Genomic DNA, 15,245 nt, shown 5'->3' with positions numbered 1-15,245 from the left:
GCCGACGTTGTTCATTTCGACTCACCCAGCGCCGAGGAAGCCTCATTCGTCACACCCTTGTCCGCTTCACCGTCGACGCCCAGCTGACGGGCGAGGCGTTTCAGGCCCCGGTGGGCAGCAGTTCGCACCGCTCCCGGACGCTTGCCGAGGACGCGTGCGGCGGCGGGACCGTCCAGGCCGACGACGACCCGCAGAAGTACGGCCTCGGCCTGGTCCCGCGGCAGTCGGCGGACCAGTTCCAGCGCCCGCTCGGTGGACAAGGACTCCAGGGCTTCGTCGTGGGTGCTGTTCCGGCTGGGCAGGTCCAGTACGTCCCGTTCGCTTCCTCCTGCCCGGGGCCGTACCCGCTGTCGGCGCAGATGGTCCAGCGCCCGGTGCCGGGCGATGGTCGAGGTCCAGCCGCGGAACCCGGACCCGTCCCCCTTGAAACGGCCGAGGTCACGGGCGATCTCCAGCCAGGCGTCGGAGGCCACGTCCTCCGCGTCGCCACCGACCAGGCCACGCAGATAGCCGAGCAGGCCCGGCTGCACGATCCGGTACGCGACCGCGAAAGCAGCCTCGTCGCCCTCCTGCGCCCGCGCGACCGCCGCGCCCAATTCCCCATTGCACTCATGTACACGCCGGGGTTGCCGTACCTGGCCCAAGACTGTCCTCGTTCGTACCGGGTTCATGGCGAGTGCATGCCGTCCGCCGTGCTCCGGTCGCATCGACGGCCCCATGGCTACCAGCGTCCGTCCTTGCAGAAGTGTCACAACGCTCCGCCCCCCACGTCGTCGCCGGTGCCCGCCACCCAGCCAACGAGGACGCGCAGCCCCACGCGAGGAGCTCCGGATAGCCGCGCCGCGCCGGGGACACGTGCCCGCGCCGCGGCGTCCGGGGCCGCCTGACGGCTTCTCGGCACCCTGCGGATCCGGTGCATAGGACGCAGCGCAACCGGCACAGTCCCGGTCAGGTCACGTTTCGCGCCGGCCATTCGCTGGGTGAGCGCCCGGTCCTGTACCGCTCCTGTACCGCGCAGGCCGAGGCGCCCGCCCACCGGACGCCAGCGCCACGCCCCCGGACCGCTCGTCGTGCCGCTCTTCCTCTCTCCGTGAGTGGCACGGAGAGGGATCCAGTGGTCGCCGTCCGCCCTTTCCGACAACCGGAGCGGTACCGCCCCATCCCCGCGCGCACCACGGTCGAGTGTCTTCCCTCAAACGGGGTCCGTCGGCCGCGTAATGCTTCGGCGCCCCCGTGCGCTCCCTCTGGCATGAGTACGTACCTCCGTCTGCGAGCGGTGCCGCCCCCCGCACTACGCAACAGCACGACCTGGCTTGAACGACTCTTCGAGGACGACTCGGAGACCGTCCGGCACCGGGTCGGCCGGCACCGTGAAGAGGCACTGGACAAGCGCTATCTGGACCAGCAACGCATCTACGCCGCCGCTCCCCCGCATCGTGTCGAAGACCGGCCCCAGGCCCAGGTGGTGCTCGGTGGTCGGCCGGTGTTCCGCGCCGACCGGCACAAGCCGCCGCTCCTGGTGCTGACGGCGGCTCAGGCCCGCCGGGTGGCCAGGTTCCTGGCGATGGCCGACTTCGACGCACTGTGGGATTTCGCCCGCGCCGAACTGCTGCCGCACTACGGCGGCGTGACCGCGGAGCCCGAGACGTGGCAGGCGTTCGCGGCGGCGCACCAGGAGCTGAGGGCGTTCTACGCACAGACGGCCGAGTGTGGGGACGCGGTGGTGAAGTGGCTGCCGACCTGAGGCGCGCGAAGGTTTCCGCGACAGGCGCCAGGACTTGAGCTGGGCGAAGGCGCGTTCGCCGAGTGCGCGCAGGCGGGCATGGTCGCGGTTGTACTGCTGTTGACATCCTCCCGGGCCTAAAGGCTCGGGATTCCGATCTGCTCCCACTGCGGCGACGCGGTGGGTAGCTCTTGGTGGGTTCCTGTTTCGCTGCGCGGTGCGGGCACGGGTGCCTGTCTTACCTGCGCTCCACAGGCCGGCACCGCCAGTCCGGCGGCCTTGGCGACGTTGACTGCCGCGTTCACATCCCGGTCCAGGACCGCCCCGCATGCTCCACACGTCCACATACGGACGTCGAGGGGCTTGGGGCCGTCCTTGACGCCGCAGCGTGAGCACACCTGACTGGTGGGCTCGAAGCGGCCAATCCGGTGGAAGGCGCGCCCGTACCGGGCGGCTTTGTACTCCAGCATGGTCACGAACGCCGACCAGCCGGCGTCGTGGACGGATTTGGCCAGGCGTGTGCGGGCGAGTCCCTTCACCGCCAGGTCTTCCACGGCGATCGCTTGGTTCTCGCGGATCAGCTGGGTGGAGAGCTGGTGGTGGAACTCGCGGCGCGCGTCCGCCACCCGGGCGTGAGCGCGGGCGACCTTCAGCCTGGCTTTGGTCCGGTTGCTGGAGCCCTTGGTCTTACGGGACAGCCGCTGCTGCTCCCGCTTGAGCTTCTTCTCGGCCCGGCGCAGGAAGCGCGGGGAGCCGATCTTGCGGCCGTCGGAGAGGACGGCGAAGTGTCAGATCGATGCCGACCTCCGGCGTCGCCTGGGGCAGTACCTCCGAGGCGTCCGTCTCGATGACGAAGCTCGCGAAGTACCGGCCGGCCGCATCCTTGACCACCGTCACCGTTGACGGAGTGGAGGGCAGGACACGCGACCACTTCACCTTCACGTCGCCGATCTTCGGCAGACGCAGCTTTTTGCCCGGCGTGATCCGCCACGAGGCGTTCGCGGTGAAACGGACCGACTGCCGGTTGTCCCGCTTCGACTTGAACCGCGGCGCGCCCGTCTTCGGGCGTTTGCCCTTGAGGCCGTCGAAGAAGTTCCGGTAGGCGGTGTCCAGGTCGCGGAGGGACTGCTGGAGGACCACCGCCGAGACCTCGCCGAGCCAGGCCCGTTGCGGTGTCTTCTTCGCAGCGGTGAGGCGCTTGGACAGCTCCGCCGAGGCGACGAACCCCAGCCCCGCCGCACGGGCCTCCTCGCGGACGCGCAACGCGTCGCTGAAGACCACCCGCGCGCACCCGAACGCCCTCGCCAACGCAGCACGCTGACCAGTGCTCGGATACAGGCGGAAGCTGTACCGAAGCTGCATCAGAGCACTTTGGCATTGGCCTATGTCGCCACGATGGGAACCAAACCCGGATATCCGCAGGGGTCGAACAGTCGTCTACAACCTGCACGCGCATTTGGTGTTCGTCACCAAGTACCGGCACGGCGCCCTGGACGACGAGATGCTGACGCGCTGCGAAGAGATCATGCGCAAGGTGTGCGAGGACTTCGACGCCAAGCTGAAGGAGTTCAACGGCGAAACCGACCATGTCCACCTGCTCGTGCACCACCCGCCCAAGGTCGCACTCGCCAGCCTGGTCAACAGCCTCAAGGGCGTCTCCTCCCGCCGCCTGCACGCGGAGTTCACCGGCCGGGTCAACCAGGCGATCACGCCCGGCCGGTTCTGGTCGCCCTCCTACTTCGCCGGCTCGTGCGGCGGCGCGCCACTCCAAGCAGTCAAGGACTACATCGCACAGCACAAGCGCCCGGACTGAGCGCGGGCAGCCGTGGGCGCGGGCAGACAGCGCTGACCCATGCCCACGGCCGAGGCCAGAGCAGCCCAGAGACGCGATTCACCCCCGGCCTGAAAGCCGGGGCACTCTCGCAAGATCAGAGTAGAGGCGATCGCGTCCAGCAGCTGGCGGTGGCAGTAGCCCTCGGGGTGTCCGCCCCGCCCTTGAAGCCAGGCCGGCACCGGCAGCAAAAGCCGGATCTCGGCCCACTCCGCGTCCGTCATGTCCGACGGATATCGGCGCACCCGATCGGGATGGTCGGCCGCATTGTCGTACAGGTGCGCGATGCAATCGCACGACACGGCGAACGAGTTGAAGCGGGCGGGCTCGGGCGCGTACAACAGCAGGGCCTCCGGGAACCGCTCGGAATGGGGTCGCACCCCGAAGTACCAGGAGGCCCTGTCTTCATGCTCGTACAACGGGGAGATCACCCGACCAGGAACTCCGTTTGATCCGCACGTTCCAAGATCGGTTGAAATACGGCTTCTCATGGCGGAGAGGCCTGTCCGAAACGGGCTGCGACTGTCCGCACGGCGCCTACAGCTGTGTGCATCAACCCAGCTCACGACAGGCACTCTTGACGCAACGTCAACACTCATCGACTATTCACTTCGCATCGCCGCACCAGGCACAGGCTTTACACAGCTCCAACGTCCCGCGTCACCACGCAGCGGGACGTTTTACACGTTCCGCAACCCACCTTCAGTTCGGAATCACGGAGCCCCCACATGAGCCTCTCTGCACGTCAGCGTGTCCTCGCAGTGGCCGGTATCACCCTCGCCGGGCTGCTCGCCGGGGCCGTCCCGGCAGCCACTGCCCAAAGCGTCGCCGCCGCACCCGACATCCCAGTCGCCAACGTCAAGCAGCACCTCGCCGATCTCCAGTCGATCGCCAGCGCCAACGGCGGCAACCGCGCCCACGGCCGAGCCGGCTACAAGGCGTCCATCGACTTCGTCAAGGCGAAACTGGACGCCGCCGGATACACCACGAGAATCGAGCAGTTCACCTCCAGCGGTTCCACCGGCTACAACCTGATCGCCGACTGGCCCGGCGGCGACACCAACCAGGTCCTCATGGCCGGCTCGCACCTCGACTCGGTGACCTCCGGCCCCGGCATCAACGACAACGGCTCCGGCTCGGCGGCCATCCTGGAGACCGCGCTGGCCGTCGCACGGACCGGGTACCAGCCCACCAAACACCTCCGGTTCGCTTGGTGGGGCGCCGAAGAACTCGGACTCGTCGGCTCCAAGTACTACGTCAACAACTTGCCGTCCACTGAACGCGCGAAGATCAGCGGCTACCTGAACTTCGACATGATCGGCTCCCCCAATCCCGGCTACTTCGTCTACGACGACGACCCGACGATCGAGAAGAACTTCAAGGACTACTTCGCCGGAATCGGTGTCCCCACCGAGATCGAGACCGAGGGCGACGGCCGCTCCGACCATGCCTCCTTCAAGAACGTCGGCATACCCGTCGGCGGCCTGTTCACCGGCGCCAGCCGCACCAAGACCTCCGCGCAGGTGCAGAAGTGGGGCGGCACCGCCACCGCCTTCGACCGCTGCTACCACTCGTCCTGCGACACGACCACCAACATCAACGACACGGCTCTGGACCGCAATAGCGACGCCATCGCCCACGCGATCTGGAACCTCTCGTCCGGCACAACGACCCCGCCGGCGGGCACCGTCTTCGAGAACACCTCCGATGTGTCCATCCCGGACAACGGCGCCGTGGTGACCTCGTCCGTCAACGTCACCGGAATCACGGGCAACGCACCCAGCGACCTCGCCGTCGGCGTGGACATCATCCACACCTGGCGCGGCGACCTGGTCGTCGACCTCATTGCCCCCGACGGCACGGTCTACAATCTCAAGCCCTACTCGTCCTCCGACTCTGCGGACAACGTCCAGACCACCTACACGGTCAATGCCTCAGCAGAGGTCGCCAACGGGTCCTGGAGCCTGCGCGTCCAGGACAGGGCCACGTACGACACCGGGTACATCAACAGCTTCAAGTTGACCTTCCCCTGACTGCCACCCGAGCACAACCACGCGCCCCGACCCGACATGGCACTCCTTCGGCCCTCAGCATGAGGGCTGCTCGTCGGCTTCTCAGTCCCCCGTAGACCCACGGAGGATCGTGGCCCGTCGGCCTACCCGGTGCAGGAAGGGGCGACGGGACACGCCGCGACCGGGGTGACGGAGTCGGCTCGGGACAGGCGGACTGTCACAGCGACGCCGTCGGTCTTGAGCACGGCCGTGCCAGGTCGGACCGCGACGACCTCCCCGCACAGTGTGGTCGTGCCCTGCCGGATCATCAATTGCGGAAGGTTCTTCGGCGGGGCGTACCAGCGTAACGCCGACCGCGGTGACGAGCAGGGCCGTGCACAGGCAGGTCAGGATGATCCCCGCGCGCAGATGACGGGCGCTGGCCAAAGCCTCGTCGTGGTCCTCGACCTCCAGCGGCCGCCCCCTCGCCTCCTCGGACTCGGACAGCCGACGGGCATAGGGGCGGCCGTGTGCCGCACGAAGCCGGCAGAACGCTCCAGCCGCGCCCACGCACAGGGCGGCCGCCAGCAGCCGCGGACCGGCCGGGGGCGAGCTGTCCGACATCGACCTGCTTCACGCGGCGTCGCACGGGGTCGCGGCGGACGCCCCGCGCGCCCGGCCCGACTCCGCCTCGGACCGGACCGGGGCGACGGCTCAGACCGAACCGAGGTCGGACGAGAACCAGTGCTCGGGGCGCATGCGCACGACGACCTGCGTGCCGTGCTCCTTCCACGCGAAGTCGACGTACGCGTCGACCTTCTCGGCCGGCAGATAGCGCGCCGAGATCTCCCGCAACTTCTCGCGGGTGGCGGGAGTCGTGTCCAGGACCGGACCTTCCACGGACACGTACCGGATGGTGGGTTCGAGCCGGTCGATCATCAGGGAGAACCGCCCCGCCGCCTCGATCAGCCGGTTCTTGCGGGACTCCGACCCGGTCATGATCCACACGGTGCCGTCGGGTTCGTACTGGTACCAGATCGGCACGGTCAGCGGGGCGCGTCCCGCCCCGCCGTCCACCGCGAAGGCGGCGACGTGCGGTTCTGCCAGGAACTTCTGACGCTCTTCACGGGACAGGGCCATGCGGACTCCTCCGGGGTGCGGACGGGTGCGGGCGGTGTCGCTGCCCTGATGTCAGCACGCTCTGTCCCCGCTCCTATTCAGGCTCTCCGGCGCGGCTCCGCCGGTCCCCTGGTGGGCGGAGCCCTCGGCCCGGGGTGGGGCCAGCTCCACCATGGATCCGGGTGCGGACCGTCTCGTGGCCGCGCGCGGGCGACGGCAGGGTGGAACCGGGTCGACCACCGCGGTCCAGGACCCGCCCGCCGGAAGGGAATTCACCATGACGCCGCAGCCCGAGCCGGGACCGGAGACGGTCGGCGCGGCCGTTCCCGGGCCGCTCGCCTCGTTCGTCCGGTTCGTGGTGTGCGGCGGAGGTGTCGGGGTCCTCTCCAGCGGTGCCGTTGCGCTGCTGGCCGCGCTGATGCCGTGGTCCGCGGCGAACGCCGTGGTCACCGTCGCGTCGACCGCCCTGTGCACGGAGCTGCACGCGCTCTTCACCTTCGGGACCGGGCGCCGGGCCGGGTGGCGGCGCCACTGGCAGTCCGCAGGATCGGCCACCGCCGCCTACGCGGTGACGTCGTTGGCGATGTTCGTCCTGCACCTGGTGCGGTCGTCGCCCGGGGCGGTCACGGAGCAGGCCGTCTATCTGGGCGCGGCCGGGCTCGCCGGGACCGGCCGCTTCCTGGTGCTGCGGCTGTTCGTCTTCGCGGCCGACCGGGACGGGACCGCGACGCGGGACGCGGACCGGGTCGTCTCGGCCCGCGGACCGGTCCGCGCACCCCTCTCCGGGAGGGTTCCCGCATGCCTTCCCGGGCCCGTCTCCGGGCTGTTCCCCGTGACGGCCCTCGACACATGCGGCACCACCGGGAGCCTTCCCGCCGAGGAACGCACCCCCGCCCGGGCGGCGGCCCCCGCCCCGAGCGCCGCCGCCCGGCGTCCGGCCATCGGTCGGCGGGCGGCGCCCCGGCGGGCAGCCGGCCGGTGGCCGACAGGCCGGTCGGCGCCCGGGCGGCCCGTGGCCGGGCAATCCGTGGCCGTAGCCTGTGCGCGGTCAACGCCACGCTCTGGCGCCTGGGTCCGGCAGTGACGGTGTCCTGCGGTGACACTTTCCGCGACCCGAAGGAGCTCGAAGCCCAAGCGCTTCAGCGGGCCGAAGACGCCGTCGCGGAGCACAAGCGGAGGCCACTCCTCTACCCCACCCGCACTCGGCTCTCCCCAGCCTGGACCTGGCTGGCCAGTATTGCGGCCCAGCCACGGGCGAGTTCGGCGTCGTTGCCCTCGACGGGCTTGCGCAGCGCCACGACCGTCGCCACGAGCCCGGTCATGCCCAGGGGAAGACCGAGCAGGCCCGCGGTATCGGCCGGCTCGAGACCGCCGCGGATGAGCTGCCGCACCGCGTACACGATGCTCACCACGATCGCCAGGACGCACAAGGCGCCGATCATCTGCCAGTTGCGCCGCTGGCGTCGGCCCCCGAGTCCTGCCACCCCCGGATTATGGCCGCCGGCCTCCTGCCACAGAGCCGACTTCTCCTATTTGATCACTTCAAGTCCGAGGTGTGGCGGGCCAGTTCGACGCGAAGCGGGCTGGGTGCGGGCAGGAAGCCGTTTTGCGGTCTTGATAGGTACTCCGAGGTGGCCGCGCGTGCGTGCCGACAGCTTCGGCCTCCAGACGGGCCCTGCGGACGTCATCGAGGTTGATCCGCTGTGAGACCGGGTCGGCGCTGCCGCAGTTCTTCGCGGCCTGGAGGGCGAGTCGACCTTCGTGGTTCCTACGGCGGGCCAGAGCCAATAAGGCATGTCCGGTGGGTCGAGGGTGATGTGGGCCCCCGCCACGAGGGATCGCCAACCGCCCGAAAATCCGTGGAACCGCACCCTCGTGTGCCGTTACCGTTCTCCCGCCCACAATCACCCGGTCAAGGACGTGCCGTTGTACACCAAGTGAGACCCCCCGAGCGCTGATCCGTCGCGCGTCGCACATGTGCGCCGCGCTCCTTTTCGCTGCGGTCTTCTCACTGGAACCGGTGTATTTCTGTGTCCAAGAACTGGGTGGTCGTGCCCACCTGCCTGTCGATCGTTCTCCGCCGTTGCCACAGGTGCGCCTCCGGGCGCTTCCGGGCGAACGGCAAATTCCGCGTCAACGCGAACCACAAGTTCCTCCACGCCTGGCTCCTCGCACTGTGCACCGAGTGCGGGGACACCACCAAGCTCGCTGTCCTGGAGCGGATGAACGTGCGTTCCGTACGACCCGAGCTCCTGCACATGCTGCACGGCAACGACCCCGGCCTGGCAGCCGAACTGCTCCAGGACCCGGTCGTACGGCGCCGCGATGTGGGCGGCTCGGGTCGAACCGAGCGGCCGGCCTGGCAATCGCCGTACGGTCCGCCGCCGCACCGGGGGCACCGCGGCCGGTGGGCGCCTGTGCCGGGGGTGGCTTGGTCTCGGTCCGCTTTCCGGCGCGGAAATCTGTGCGACCGGTGCGTCTGAGCGCCGAAGGTTTCGGCTCCTCGCGAGCCTAGGCCGAGAGGCTGCCTGCCGAGGGAAACCTCGTGTCGACAGCCCGCCTGAGCGGCAAGCTCTCGGGCGACTTCACCTTCATGCTCAAGCGCTGAGCCCTTCAGGCCCGGAGCCTGTCCGGCAGGATCCGATCCGCCGGACAGGCCCAACCGACACGCTGGAGTCAGGGCACCGATAGGTGTCCTGCAAACACGACACCTATCGTGCTCAGGCTCACACGGTTGGGGAGCAGCCCTCCTACGACGGGTGTGGCTCCGTTGGAGGGACAGGCTGAGCTGGGGTTCGGGTGACCGCGGCAGACGGGCGCATAGGGACCGGGGCCTTGGGGGATTCGCAGGGCGATGGCGAGCCGGTCACGTCCCAGTTCTAGTCGGGAACCACATGCCCTGGTACGTTCCGCTCGGCCGCATTGGGTGGCCCGCATTCAAGGGGGCACTGTGGGGAAGCGTGGAAGGTTTCTGGCACGGTTCGCGCTAGTGATGTCCGCTCTCGTAGCGGGGGCGATCATCGCGCCAAGCTCGGCCAGCGCCGGGCCTTCGTGCAGCTATCCGATCTGCTCAACCACCTGGAACGCATCAAGCTATGGCGCTACCGCCGCCCACGACTGGTGCGACGGGAACAACGGCCCATGCTCCGGTTCGGCGACGGAATGGCTGTCGCCGAACGAGTCGACGGCTGGAAGGGGGGATTGGGACACCTTCCGGGTCGATGCAGGATGGTGCTACAAAGTCACCTGGTACACCCTGAACCAGAACCTGCAGTACATCCCTTACTGGTGGAGTACCTACGACCAGGTCGGCAAGGGCGACCTGTGGAAGAAGGTCAGCAACAACGAGCTGGCGAAGATCACTTCGCAGAGCAGCAGCCACTGCTAGCCACGATCTTTCGTGACGGGTCACCAGCTCCTCGCTGGTGACCCGTTTCGGTTTCGGATGGTGTGGGGCAGGCCGGTGGCCGATGCCGTGCACCGCACGCTCACCGATGGGCCGGCCGATGCCATGGGCCCAGATGTGCCCGGCCTGGTGTGGGGCTGCCTGCTCTGGGACGACCCCGAGGCGCCTCTGCTGGACGATGCGCTGGAGCACTGGCACCCCGTTCATTGGCCTCTGGGCCAGATGTTGCCGAGCTAGGCACCTCGGTACCGCGCTCCGAAAGGGCTGGCCTATCCGTGGGATTCGAACAGCAACGCAACCCACTGCCTCCCAATCTCGTGGACATCTGCTGTCCGTTCTCGGGCTCTGGTCCAATTCCTGTGACCCGTGACTGTGGGTGATCGCTTAGATGTCGAAGAGGGCGTCCTCTTGTGGAGGGGCCGGAGGGTCAAGGACGTCGCGAAGGCGGGTGATGTCGTGGCGCCACTTCGAGCCGTTGGCAGCGTCGTCCCAGAGTTCGGCGAGTTCAGACCGCTCGGAGACCACTTGGTCCAGAGCGTCGACGGCGAGCGTTCGAAGGTCTGCGGGCAACTCTGGCAGGGGTTCTGACGGACCGTAGTTCGAGCATGTCCGTTCGCCGTCAGGGTGCTGAGCAACGATCAGGGCGGCTGCGGCCACTGCTCGCTCACCGTCGGAGGTATCCAGGAAGTCCGCAGAGGCAGCGGCGCGTTGGAGCGCGCTGCGGATCATGGCTTCGCGTTCTTCCAGTGCTGCCTCGTCCAGGTCACCTCCGAAGTCGGCGGCGGTGTCGTTATCGAAGGGGCCGATGTCCCAGGTGCCCATTTCTCTCCTCGCTTGGCCGTCTGGGGATCGTCGCATTGGCCACTGACAGTGAGGTCAGGAGGCAAGCAGTACCCGCTTGCGCAGGAGCTTGAAGCCAGCGCGACCGTACATCTGCCGCTTGAGCATCTTGATCCTGTTGACGTGTCCTTCAACGACGCCTGAGCTCCATGGCAGGGTCAGGCCGGCGATGACCGAGTCGAGGTCGCGTTCGAGGTGCTGGGCAAATCGGCTGAGGCTTGGCAGGTCGGTGGTGGTTCGGGCGGATGCAATCCACTCCGGCAGTTGGTCGCCTTGCAGCTCGGTGACCATGTGGGCGAACGAGCGCACGTACTCGACAGGAGCGGTCAGTTCGGGGCAGTTGGCCAGGACAGCCTTGAGCCGGATCCGGTCGCCTTCGGGCAGAGCGTCGGGGTGGGTGAGGATCCAGCGCGTGACGGCGCGGGCCGAGGGCGGGCGAGGGCCGACTGGTTGGGGTTTGCCGCGAAGGTTCCTGCTGACGTAGTCGCGGACGCTGGCGTAGCCACGGGGATAGCCCTGTTCCTTGATCTCCTCCCATAGTGTCCAGGCGTTGGTGCAGCCTTCCTGCCAGCACTGATCGAGGTAGGGCTTGTAGGCGTCGAGCCTGGTCGCACGGTCTTGCCACTGCCCGGTGAACATCTCCTCCGGGGTGGTGGCGCGGGAGAAGCGCAAGATCGTGTTGAGCGTCATCCCGAGCTGTCGGGCGACGGACCGCTTGCTGTGACCGGCGGCGAGGAGCGCGTGGATGGTGGCGTGCTTGGCGCGGGTGCGTTCGGCGAACCGGTGCCCTGTCGGCCAGGGCGATGACGCGGCCGACTCCGGCTCATCCCGGGGTTCCTCCGGCTGTTCCGGCGGGGGACGCAAGCAGCCGCGGTGCCGGTAGACACATTTCTCTGCGGCTTCGCCCAGGTTGTGCCAAAGGTGCCACCGGTCAGCGACTTGGATGGCCTGCGGGGCACCGCGGGTGGCTCCGTCTGCGAAGAAGGATGCACGGTCACGGCAGACGATCTCGATGCCCGGCCGCTCGGCGAGCCAGGCTGCGAGCGTGTCCGCCTCCCGGTCGGGCAGGAGGTCGATCGGACGACGTGATTCGACGTCGACGAGCACCGTTCCGTAGATCCGTCCCTTGCGCTGGGCGTATTCGTCCATGCCGACCACGCGGGGCGTGACAGCGGGTGGATCCGGGATCGAGGCGATCAGCCTGAGCAAGGTGTTCCGGCTGACCGGGGCCCCGAAGGCGCCGGTCATGCGAGCCCCGGCCCGGCCCGCGAGCGCGAGGCCGACCGAGATGAGTGTTGATCGCAGCCGTTCCGTCCGTCGGCTGAACCGGCGAGTGAGCCCCGGCACCTGTTCGGCGAAGGTCTTGCGCGGACAGGTGCCCTCCGCGCAGACAAACCGGCGCACCCTCAACGCCACCACGGCGGACTTGCCCGCCGTCGGCAGGTCATGGGGAAACCGCAGATAGGAGCCGTGTATTCGCCTCGACGGGCATCCGCAGTCCGGGCAAGTCGCCTGCCGGGCAGTGCTCAGGGCCTCGATCCGGACAGCCGTGTCGGTCACCTCGACCGACTCCACCAACACGTTCTCCAGCGAGGAGAACAGCAACTCTTCGAGTTGCGGCTGTACTTCGTTCACGGCGCAGCACTGTCAGCCACGCTGCACACCAGCCGGGCGATTTTCGGGCTATCTCAGCCACCATCACGAGAAGATCAACAGTCACGCTGCGTACGCGACCACACCAAGTGGACCAGAGCCCCGTTCTCGGGTTCTGGCTCAACTTCCGGATGCTGTTGGTGATCTCTAGGCCGTCAGCCTTCCGCAGAGCTGCCGGAAGTGGCTGGGTGGTCGTGGTGGAGAAGCCGGGGTGGTGCCGGGTGGGAAGCATTCACTGAGTCGGACGATGTTGGTTCCGGCGGCTGTGAGCACGTGTTGGACGTGCGTCTTTGCCAGGCCTCGGTAGCGGCAGTGGCGCAGGCCGTGAGCGTGAACGGTTTCCGAGACGGTGGCCTCGCAGCCTGCGCGGATGGCATAGCGCCGCCGCCAGCTGCTGGTCTTCTGGTCTTTCCTGGCCTTGGACTGGATCTTCTGTTGGGGCTCAGGCAGCAAGAGGATGTGGCGTCCTTTGCCATCGACGTTGCCGGTGCACTTCAGGCGGTCTTCGCATTCCCGGCATGCCTTGCGGGGGAAGAGGACGGACAGTTGGGGGTGTCCGTCGCCGAGGGTGGGTTTCCAGGGCGGGCTGGTGATGCCGTTCGGGCAGGTGAGGGTGCGGTTGTCCCAGTCGATGTGGAAGTCCTCCTTCGTGAAGCCCGGCCGCTGGGCGGCGTGTGGGTCCTCGCGGACTGGGCCGAGCAAGGAGATGTCCCAGGCCATGGCTGCCTGGTGGACGCTGTCCGGGGTGACATAGCCGCCGTCGACGACGTGCTCGATGGGCTGAAAGCCCTGCCGGATCAGCTGTCGGTGGATGTCGTCGAGGGCGTCGATGTCCTGTTGCGGCGCCGGGCGGGTGAGGACCTGGACGATGACGTTGGGCTCATCTCGTCGCAGGTCTCGGTCTGATGATCGCGATAACCGATCCAGTCGTTCCGGCCGGCCGCGGTGACCTTCTGGCTGTAACGGGCCTCGGGATCGTGCGGGGTGACGATCTCCATCGTCGACCACGGCACTCGTGCTGAACCAGGATCTGGCCGCCCGGCCGCTGAAGACTTGCCCGTATTCCTTTGATCCGTCGCCCTCCGGCTGGCCCGGTCACGCGTCGACTTCGCTGCCCGCCACCGGAGTTGGCCCGTCTCGTCGTGCCAGTACTGCTGGACCCAGACCTGCCGCAGGACCTGCACCGGCCTCAACTCCCGCAAGCCAGGCGGGGCATCGTCACGATAAACGGCGCGCAGGATGTGCAGCCCGTCCTCACCCACCTGCAGCACCCAGGCGATCAATGCGTCACCACCACGGGGAAGCCGCTCATAGCGGACCGGGCGGCCATAGCGGTCCGCCCAGTCAGGAGTCACGAGAGCGGCCAACCATTCCTCACCCTGCAGCGTGAGTTCCTCCAGAGCACAGCGCAGCGTCTCGGCGACCAGTTCACCCCGGTTCAGACGGCGGACCGCCGCCAGCACGTGGGTGGAATCCGTTCGGATCCGTCCCCGCCTTTTGACCAGCCCGGCTTCTGCAAGCCGGTCCACGACCAGCGCCAGGAGCCGGTCCGCGCGGTCGCCCTCGGCCACCCGGCCACGAAATTCGCTCAGGACCGTGAAGTCGAACCCCGGATCGTCCAGCTCAAGGCCCAGACAGTACTTCCAGTCCAGGCGGCAGCGGACTGCGTCCGCCGCCTGCCGGTCGGTGAGGTTCTCCGCGTACTGCAGCACCGACACGAGAGCCAGCTGAGCCGGCGACAACCCAGGCCGTCCGTCAGCCGGATACCAGTCGGCGAAATCGGCCTCCGTGAACATGCCGTCCAGCCGATCACGCACCCACATCGCGGCCGTGCCCCGTGGACTGCTCGCCCGGGCCATCCGCACCGTCAACGGCGAATCACCCGCCCCGAAACCGAACCCATTGCCACTGCGGTCACCCCTCCGACCGCCGAAACCGCCCCGCTCCCACCAGCCCAGCATCTCAAGGACATGAACACAGCCATGGTCAGCAGAAGTCACCCCACCGAGTGAAGATCACCAACAGCATCCAGAAGCTGAGCCAGAACCCGAACTCGCGAACAGAGCCAACGTGAGATGGCACACGAACACAGCGGCGCCTGTTGCGATCACAGCTACTGCCGCTGTGGGATGAATTGCCAGGCAGGCGGCGGTGAAGTGAAGTGCCGTGACGCGGTCACCTGACGGGCCGCGTCACGTCACTTCACCCGCCTCGCTGCGCCCGGCCCCGCTCCTCACCGCGGGGACCGGGCGTTGTCAGTCGCTCGAACTAGGCTCCGGACCATGACCACCGCTGCTCCCCCGCCCCGACAGCCGGCACTCCGGCCAAACCGTTCGACCCGCACGCCTTTCCCGCCGAGCTGATCGACGCCCAGCGCGAGCTCGACGGCCTGTACGCCGCTCTCCGTGCCCACCCAGGCGACGCTCCCGTGGGTCCGGGAGGCGCACCCCGGGTGGGAGGCGGAGGAGGAGCGGCCGGGAGCGGGCCGGGCGTGAAAAGACGGACGGCTGGAAGGCAACCGACACGGTTGAGTACGACCGGTTGATGGGGGAGATGCGAGGGAAGGCCGCGTTCGTCCACTGTCACAAGTGGTGGGAGCGCTCCGGGGACGAGGGTTTCACGGGCGCTGCTCAGGTTGATGCGCGGCAGGCCCTCAAGCGCGCCGCGGCCGCCTGACAGCTC

General features: G+C 68.2%; 15 protein-coding genes and 3 pseudogenes. 8 read left to right on the top strand and 10 right to left on the bottom strand.

The window, feature by feature from the left end:
- Positions 1-11: 11 nt before the first annotated feature.
- Entirely contained in the window at positions 12-644 is a 633-nt protein-coding gene (locus OG410_RS41795; RefSeq protein ID WP_443063865.1) for an RNA polymerase sigma factor, read from the bottom strand.
- 605 nt (positions 645-1,249) lie between these two features.
- Here OG410_RS41795 and OG410_RS41790 point away from each other — a divergent pair.
- Positions 1,250-1,744, top strand: a complete 495-nt coding sequence (locus tag OG410_RS41790; RefSeq protein ID WP_329303954.1) for a DUF1877 family protein — start codon at positions 1,250-1,252, stop codon at positions 1,742-1,744.
- Here the strand turns inward: OG410_RS41790 and OG410_RS41785 are convergent.
- Positions 1,733-1,843 (bottom strand): annotated as a pseudogene (locus OG410_RS41785) (IS5/IS1182 family transposase); the annotation flags it as partial. The gene OG410_RS41790 and the pseudogene OG410_RS41785 overlap by 12 nt on opposite strands.
- A 17-nt stretch (positions 1,844-1,860) precedes the next feature.
- A pseudogene (locus OG410_RS41780) lies at positions 1,861-3,085 on the bottom strand (RNA-guided endonuclease InsQ/TnpB family protein).
- A gap of 22 nt (positions 3,086-3,107) precedes the next feature.
- Here OG410_RS41780 and tnpA point away from each other — a divergent pair.
- Entirely contained in the window at positions 3,108-3,536 is a 429-nt protein-coding gene (gene tnpA, locus OG410_RS41775) for an IS200/IS605 family transposase (protein WP_329303953.1), read from the top strand.
- Here tnpA and OG410_RS41770 read toward each other — a convergent pair.
- Complete coding sequence (locus OG410_RS41770) at positions 3,506-3,985, bottom strand: hypothetical protein (RefSeq protein WP_329303952.1); 480 nt, start codon at positions 3,983-3,985, stop codon at positions 3,506-3,508. The two genes, tnpA and OG410_RS41770, sit on opposite strands and share 31 nt — an antisense overlap.
- A gap of 297 nt (positions 3,986-4,282) precedes the next feature.
- On the opposite strand from OG410_RS41770, the gene OG410_RS41765 reads away from it, so the two are divergent.
- Positions 4,283-5,587, top strand: a complete 1,305-nt coding sequence (locus OG410_RS41765) for a M28 family peptidase (RefSeq protein WP_329303951.1) — start codon at positions 4,283-4,285, stop codon at positions 5,585-5,587.
- 672 nt (positions 5,588-6,259) lie between these two features.
- On the opposite strand, the gene OG410_RS41760 is transcribed toward OG410_RS41765, so the two are convergent.
- On the bottom strand, positions 6,260-6,685 hold the full coding sequence (locus OG410_RS41760; RefSeq protein WP_328457703.1) for a pyridoxamine 5'-phosphate oxidase family protein: 426 nt from the start codon (positions 6,683-6,685) through the stop codon (positions 6,260-6,262).
- Positions 6,686-6,941: 256 nt separating this feature from the next.
- Between OG410_RS41760 and OG410_RS41755 the strand changes: the two are divergent.
- Positions 6,942-7,394 (top strand): annotated as a pseudogene (locus tag OG410_RS41755) (hypothetical protein); the annotation flags it as partial.
- A gap of 457 nt (positions 7,395-7,851) precedes the next feature.
- Here the strand turns inward: OG410_RS41755 and OG410_RS41750 are convergent.
- On the bottom strand, positions 7,852-8,148 hold the full coding sequence (locus OG410_RS41750) for a hypothetical protein (protein ID WP_328458791.1): 297 nt from the start codon (positions 8,146-8,148) through the stop codon (positions 7,852-7,854).
- A gap of 546 nt (positions 8,149-8,694) precedes the next feature.
- Between OG410_RS41750 and OG410_RS41745 the strand changes: the two genes are divergently transcribed.
- The 3 genes from OG410_RS41745 to OG410_RS41735 all read left to right on the top strand — a co-directional run bounded on the left by OG410_RS41745 (position 8,695) and on the right by OG410_RS41735 (position 10,307).
- Positions 8,695-9,147, top strand: a complete 453-nt coding sequence (locus OG410_RS41745) for a DUF1062 domain-containing protein (protein WP_329303950.1) — start codon at positions 8,695-8,697, stop codon at positions 9,145-9,147.
- Between the two features lie 509 nt (positions 9,148-9,656).
- Positions 9,657-10,052 (top strand): hypothetical protein, encoded by a 396-nt coding sequence (locus OG410_RS41740; RefSeq protein WP_329303949.1) that lies wholly within the window; start codon positions 9,657-9,659, stop codon positions 10,050-10,052.
- A gap of 75 nt (positions 10,053-10,127) precedes the next feature.
- Positions 10,128-10,307 (top strand): hypothetical protein, encoded by a 180-nt coding sequence (locus OG410_RS41735; protein ID WP_329303948.1) that lies wholly within the window; start codon positions 10,128-10,130, stop codon positions 10,305-10,307.
- Between the two features lie 147 nt (positions 10,308-10,454).
- On the opposite strand, the gene OG410_RS41730 is transcribed toward OG410_RS41735, so the two are convergent.
- The 4 genes from OG410_RS41730 to OG410_RS41715 form a co-directional block, all read right to left on the bottom strand.
- Positions 10,455-10,892, bottom strand: coding sequence for a DUF4259 domain-containing protein (locus OG410_RS41730; protein ID WP_329303947.1), 438 nt, complete (start codon positions 10,890-10,892; stop codon positions 10,455-10,457).
- A gap of 54 nt (positions 10,893-10,946) precedes the next feature.
- Positions 10,947-12,545, bottom strand: a complete 1,599-nt coding sequence (locus OG410_RS41725) for an ISL3 family transposase (RefSeq protein ID WP_329303946.1) — start codon at positions 12,543-12,545, stop codon at positions 10,947-10,949.
- A gap of 165 nt (positions 12,546-12,710) precedes the next feature.
- Positions 12,711-13,283: a transposase gene (locus OG410_RS41720; protein ID WP_329303945.1), complete on the bottom strand. Its 573-nt coding sequence runs from the start codon at positions 13,281-13,283 to the stop codon at positions 12,711-12,713.
- Positions 13,284-13,360: 77 nt separating this feature from the next.
- On the bottom strand, positions 13,361-14,563 hold the full coding sequence (locus OG410_RS41715) for a transposase (protein ID WP_329303944.1): 1,203 nt from the start codon (positions 14,561-14,563) through the stop codon (positions 13,361-13,363).
- Between the two features lie 544 nt (positions 14,564-15,107).
- Between OG410_RS41715 and OG410_RS41710 the strand changes: the two genes are divergently transcribed.
- Positions 15,108-15,239, top strand: coding sequence for a hypothetical protein (locus OG410_RS41710; RefSeq protein ID WP_329303943.1), 132 nt, complete (start codon positions 15,108-15,110; stop codon positions 15,237-15,239).
- Positions 15,240-15,245 lie beyond the last annotated feature (6 nt).

It is taken from the genome of Streptomyces sp. NBC_00659 (assembly GCF_036226925.1).
Taxonomy (GTDB): domain Bacteria; phylum Actinomycetota; class Actinomycetes; order Streptomycetales; family Streptomycetaceae; genus Streptomyces.
Note: the sequence above shows the minus strand (reverse complement) of the source record. Positions and strands in the feature narration are given on the sequence as shown.

Excerpts from the sequence above, each read along its gene's own strand:
- OG410_RS41790 (WP_329303954.1), top strand. The coding sequence starts at position 1,250 with ATGAGTACGTACCTCCGTCTGCGAGCGGTGCCGCCCCCCGCACTACGC.
- tnpA (WP_329303953.1), top strand. The coding sequence starts at position 3,108 with ATGTCGCCACGATGGGAACCAAACCCGGATATCCGCAGGGGTCGAACA.
- OG410_RS41765 (WP_329303951.1), top strand. The coding sequence starts at position 4,283 with ATGAGCCTCTCTGCACGTCAGCGTGTCCTCGCAGTGGCCGGTATCACC.
- OG410_RS41760 (WP_328457703.1), bottom strand. The coding sequence starts at position 6,685 with ATGGCCCTGTCCCGTGAAGAGCGTCAGAAGTTCCTGGCAGAACCGCAC.
- OG410_RS41740 (WP_329303949.1), top strand. The coding sequence starts at position 9,657 with ATGTCCGCTCTCGTAGCGGGGGCGATCATCGCGCCAAGCTCGGCCAGC.
- OG410_RS41730 (WP_329303947.1), bottom strand. The coding sequence starts at position 10,892 with ATGGGCACCTGGGACATCGGCCCCTTCGATAACGACACCGCCGCCGAC.
- OG410_RS41720 (WP_329303945.1), bottom strand. The coding sequence starts at position 13,283 with ATGGCCTGGGACATCTCCTTGCTCGGCCCAGTCCGCGAGGACCCACAC.
- OG410_RS41710 (WP_329303943.1), top strand. The coding sequence starts at position 15,108 with ATGGGGGAGATGCGAGGGAAGGCCGCGTTCGTCCACTGTCACAAGTGG.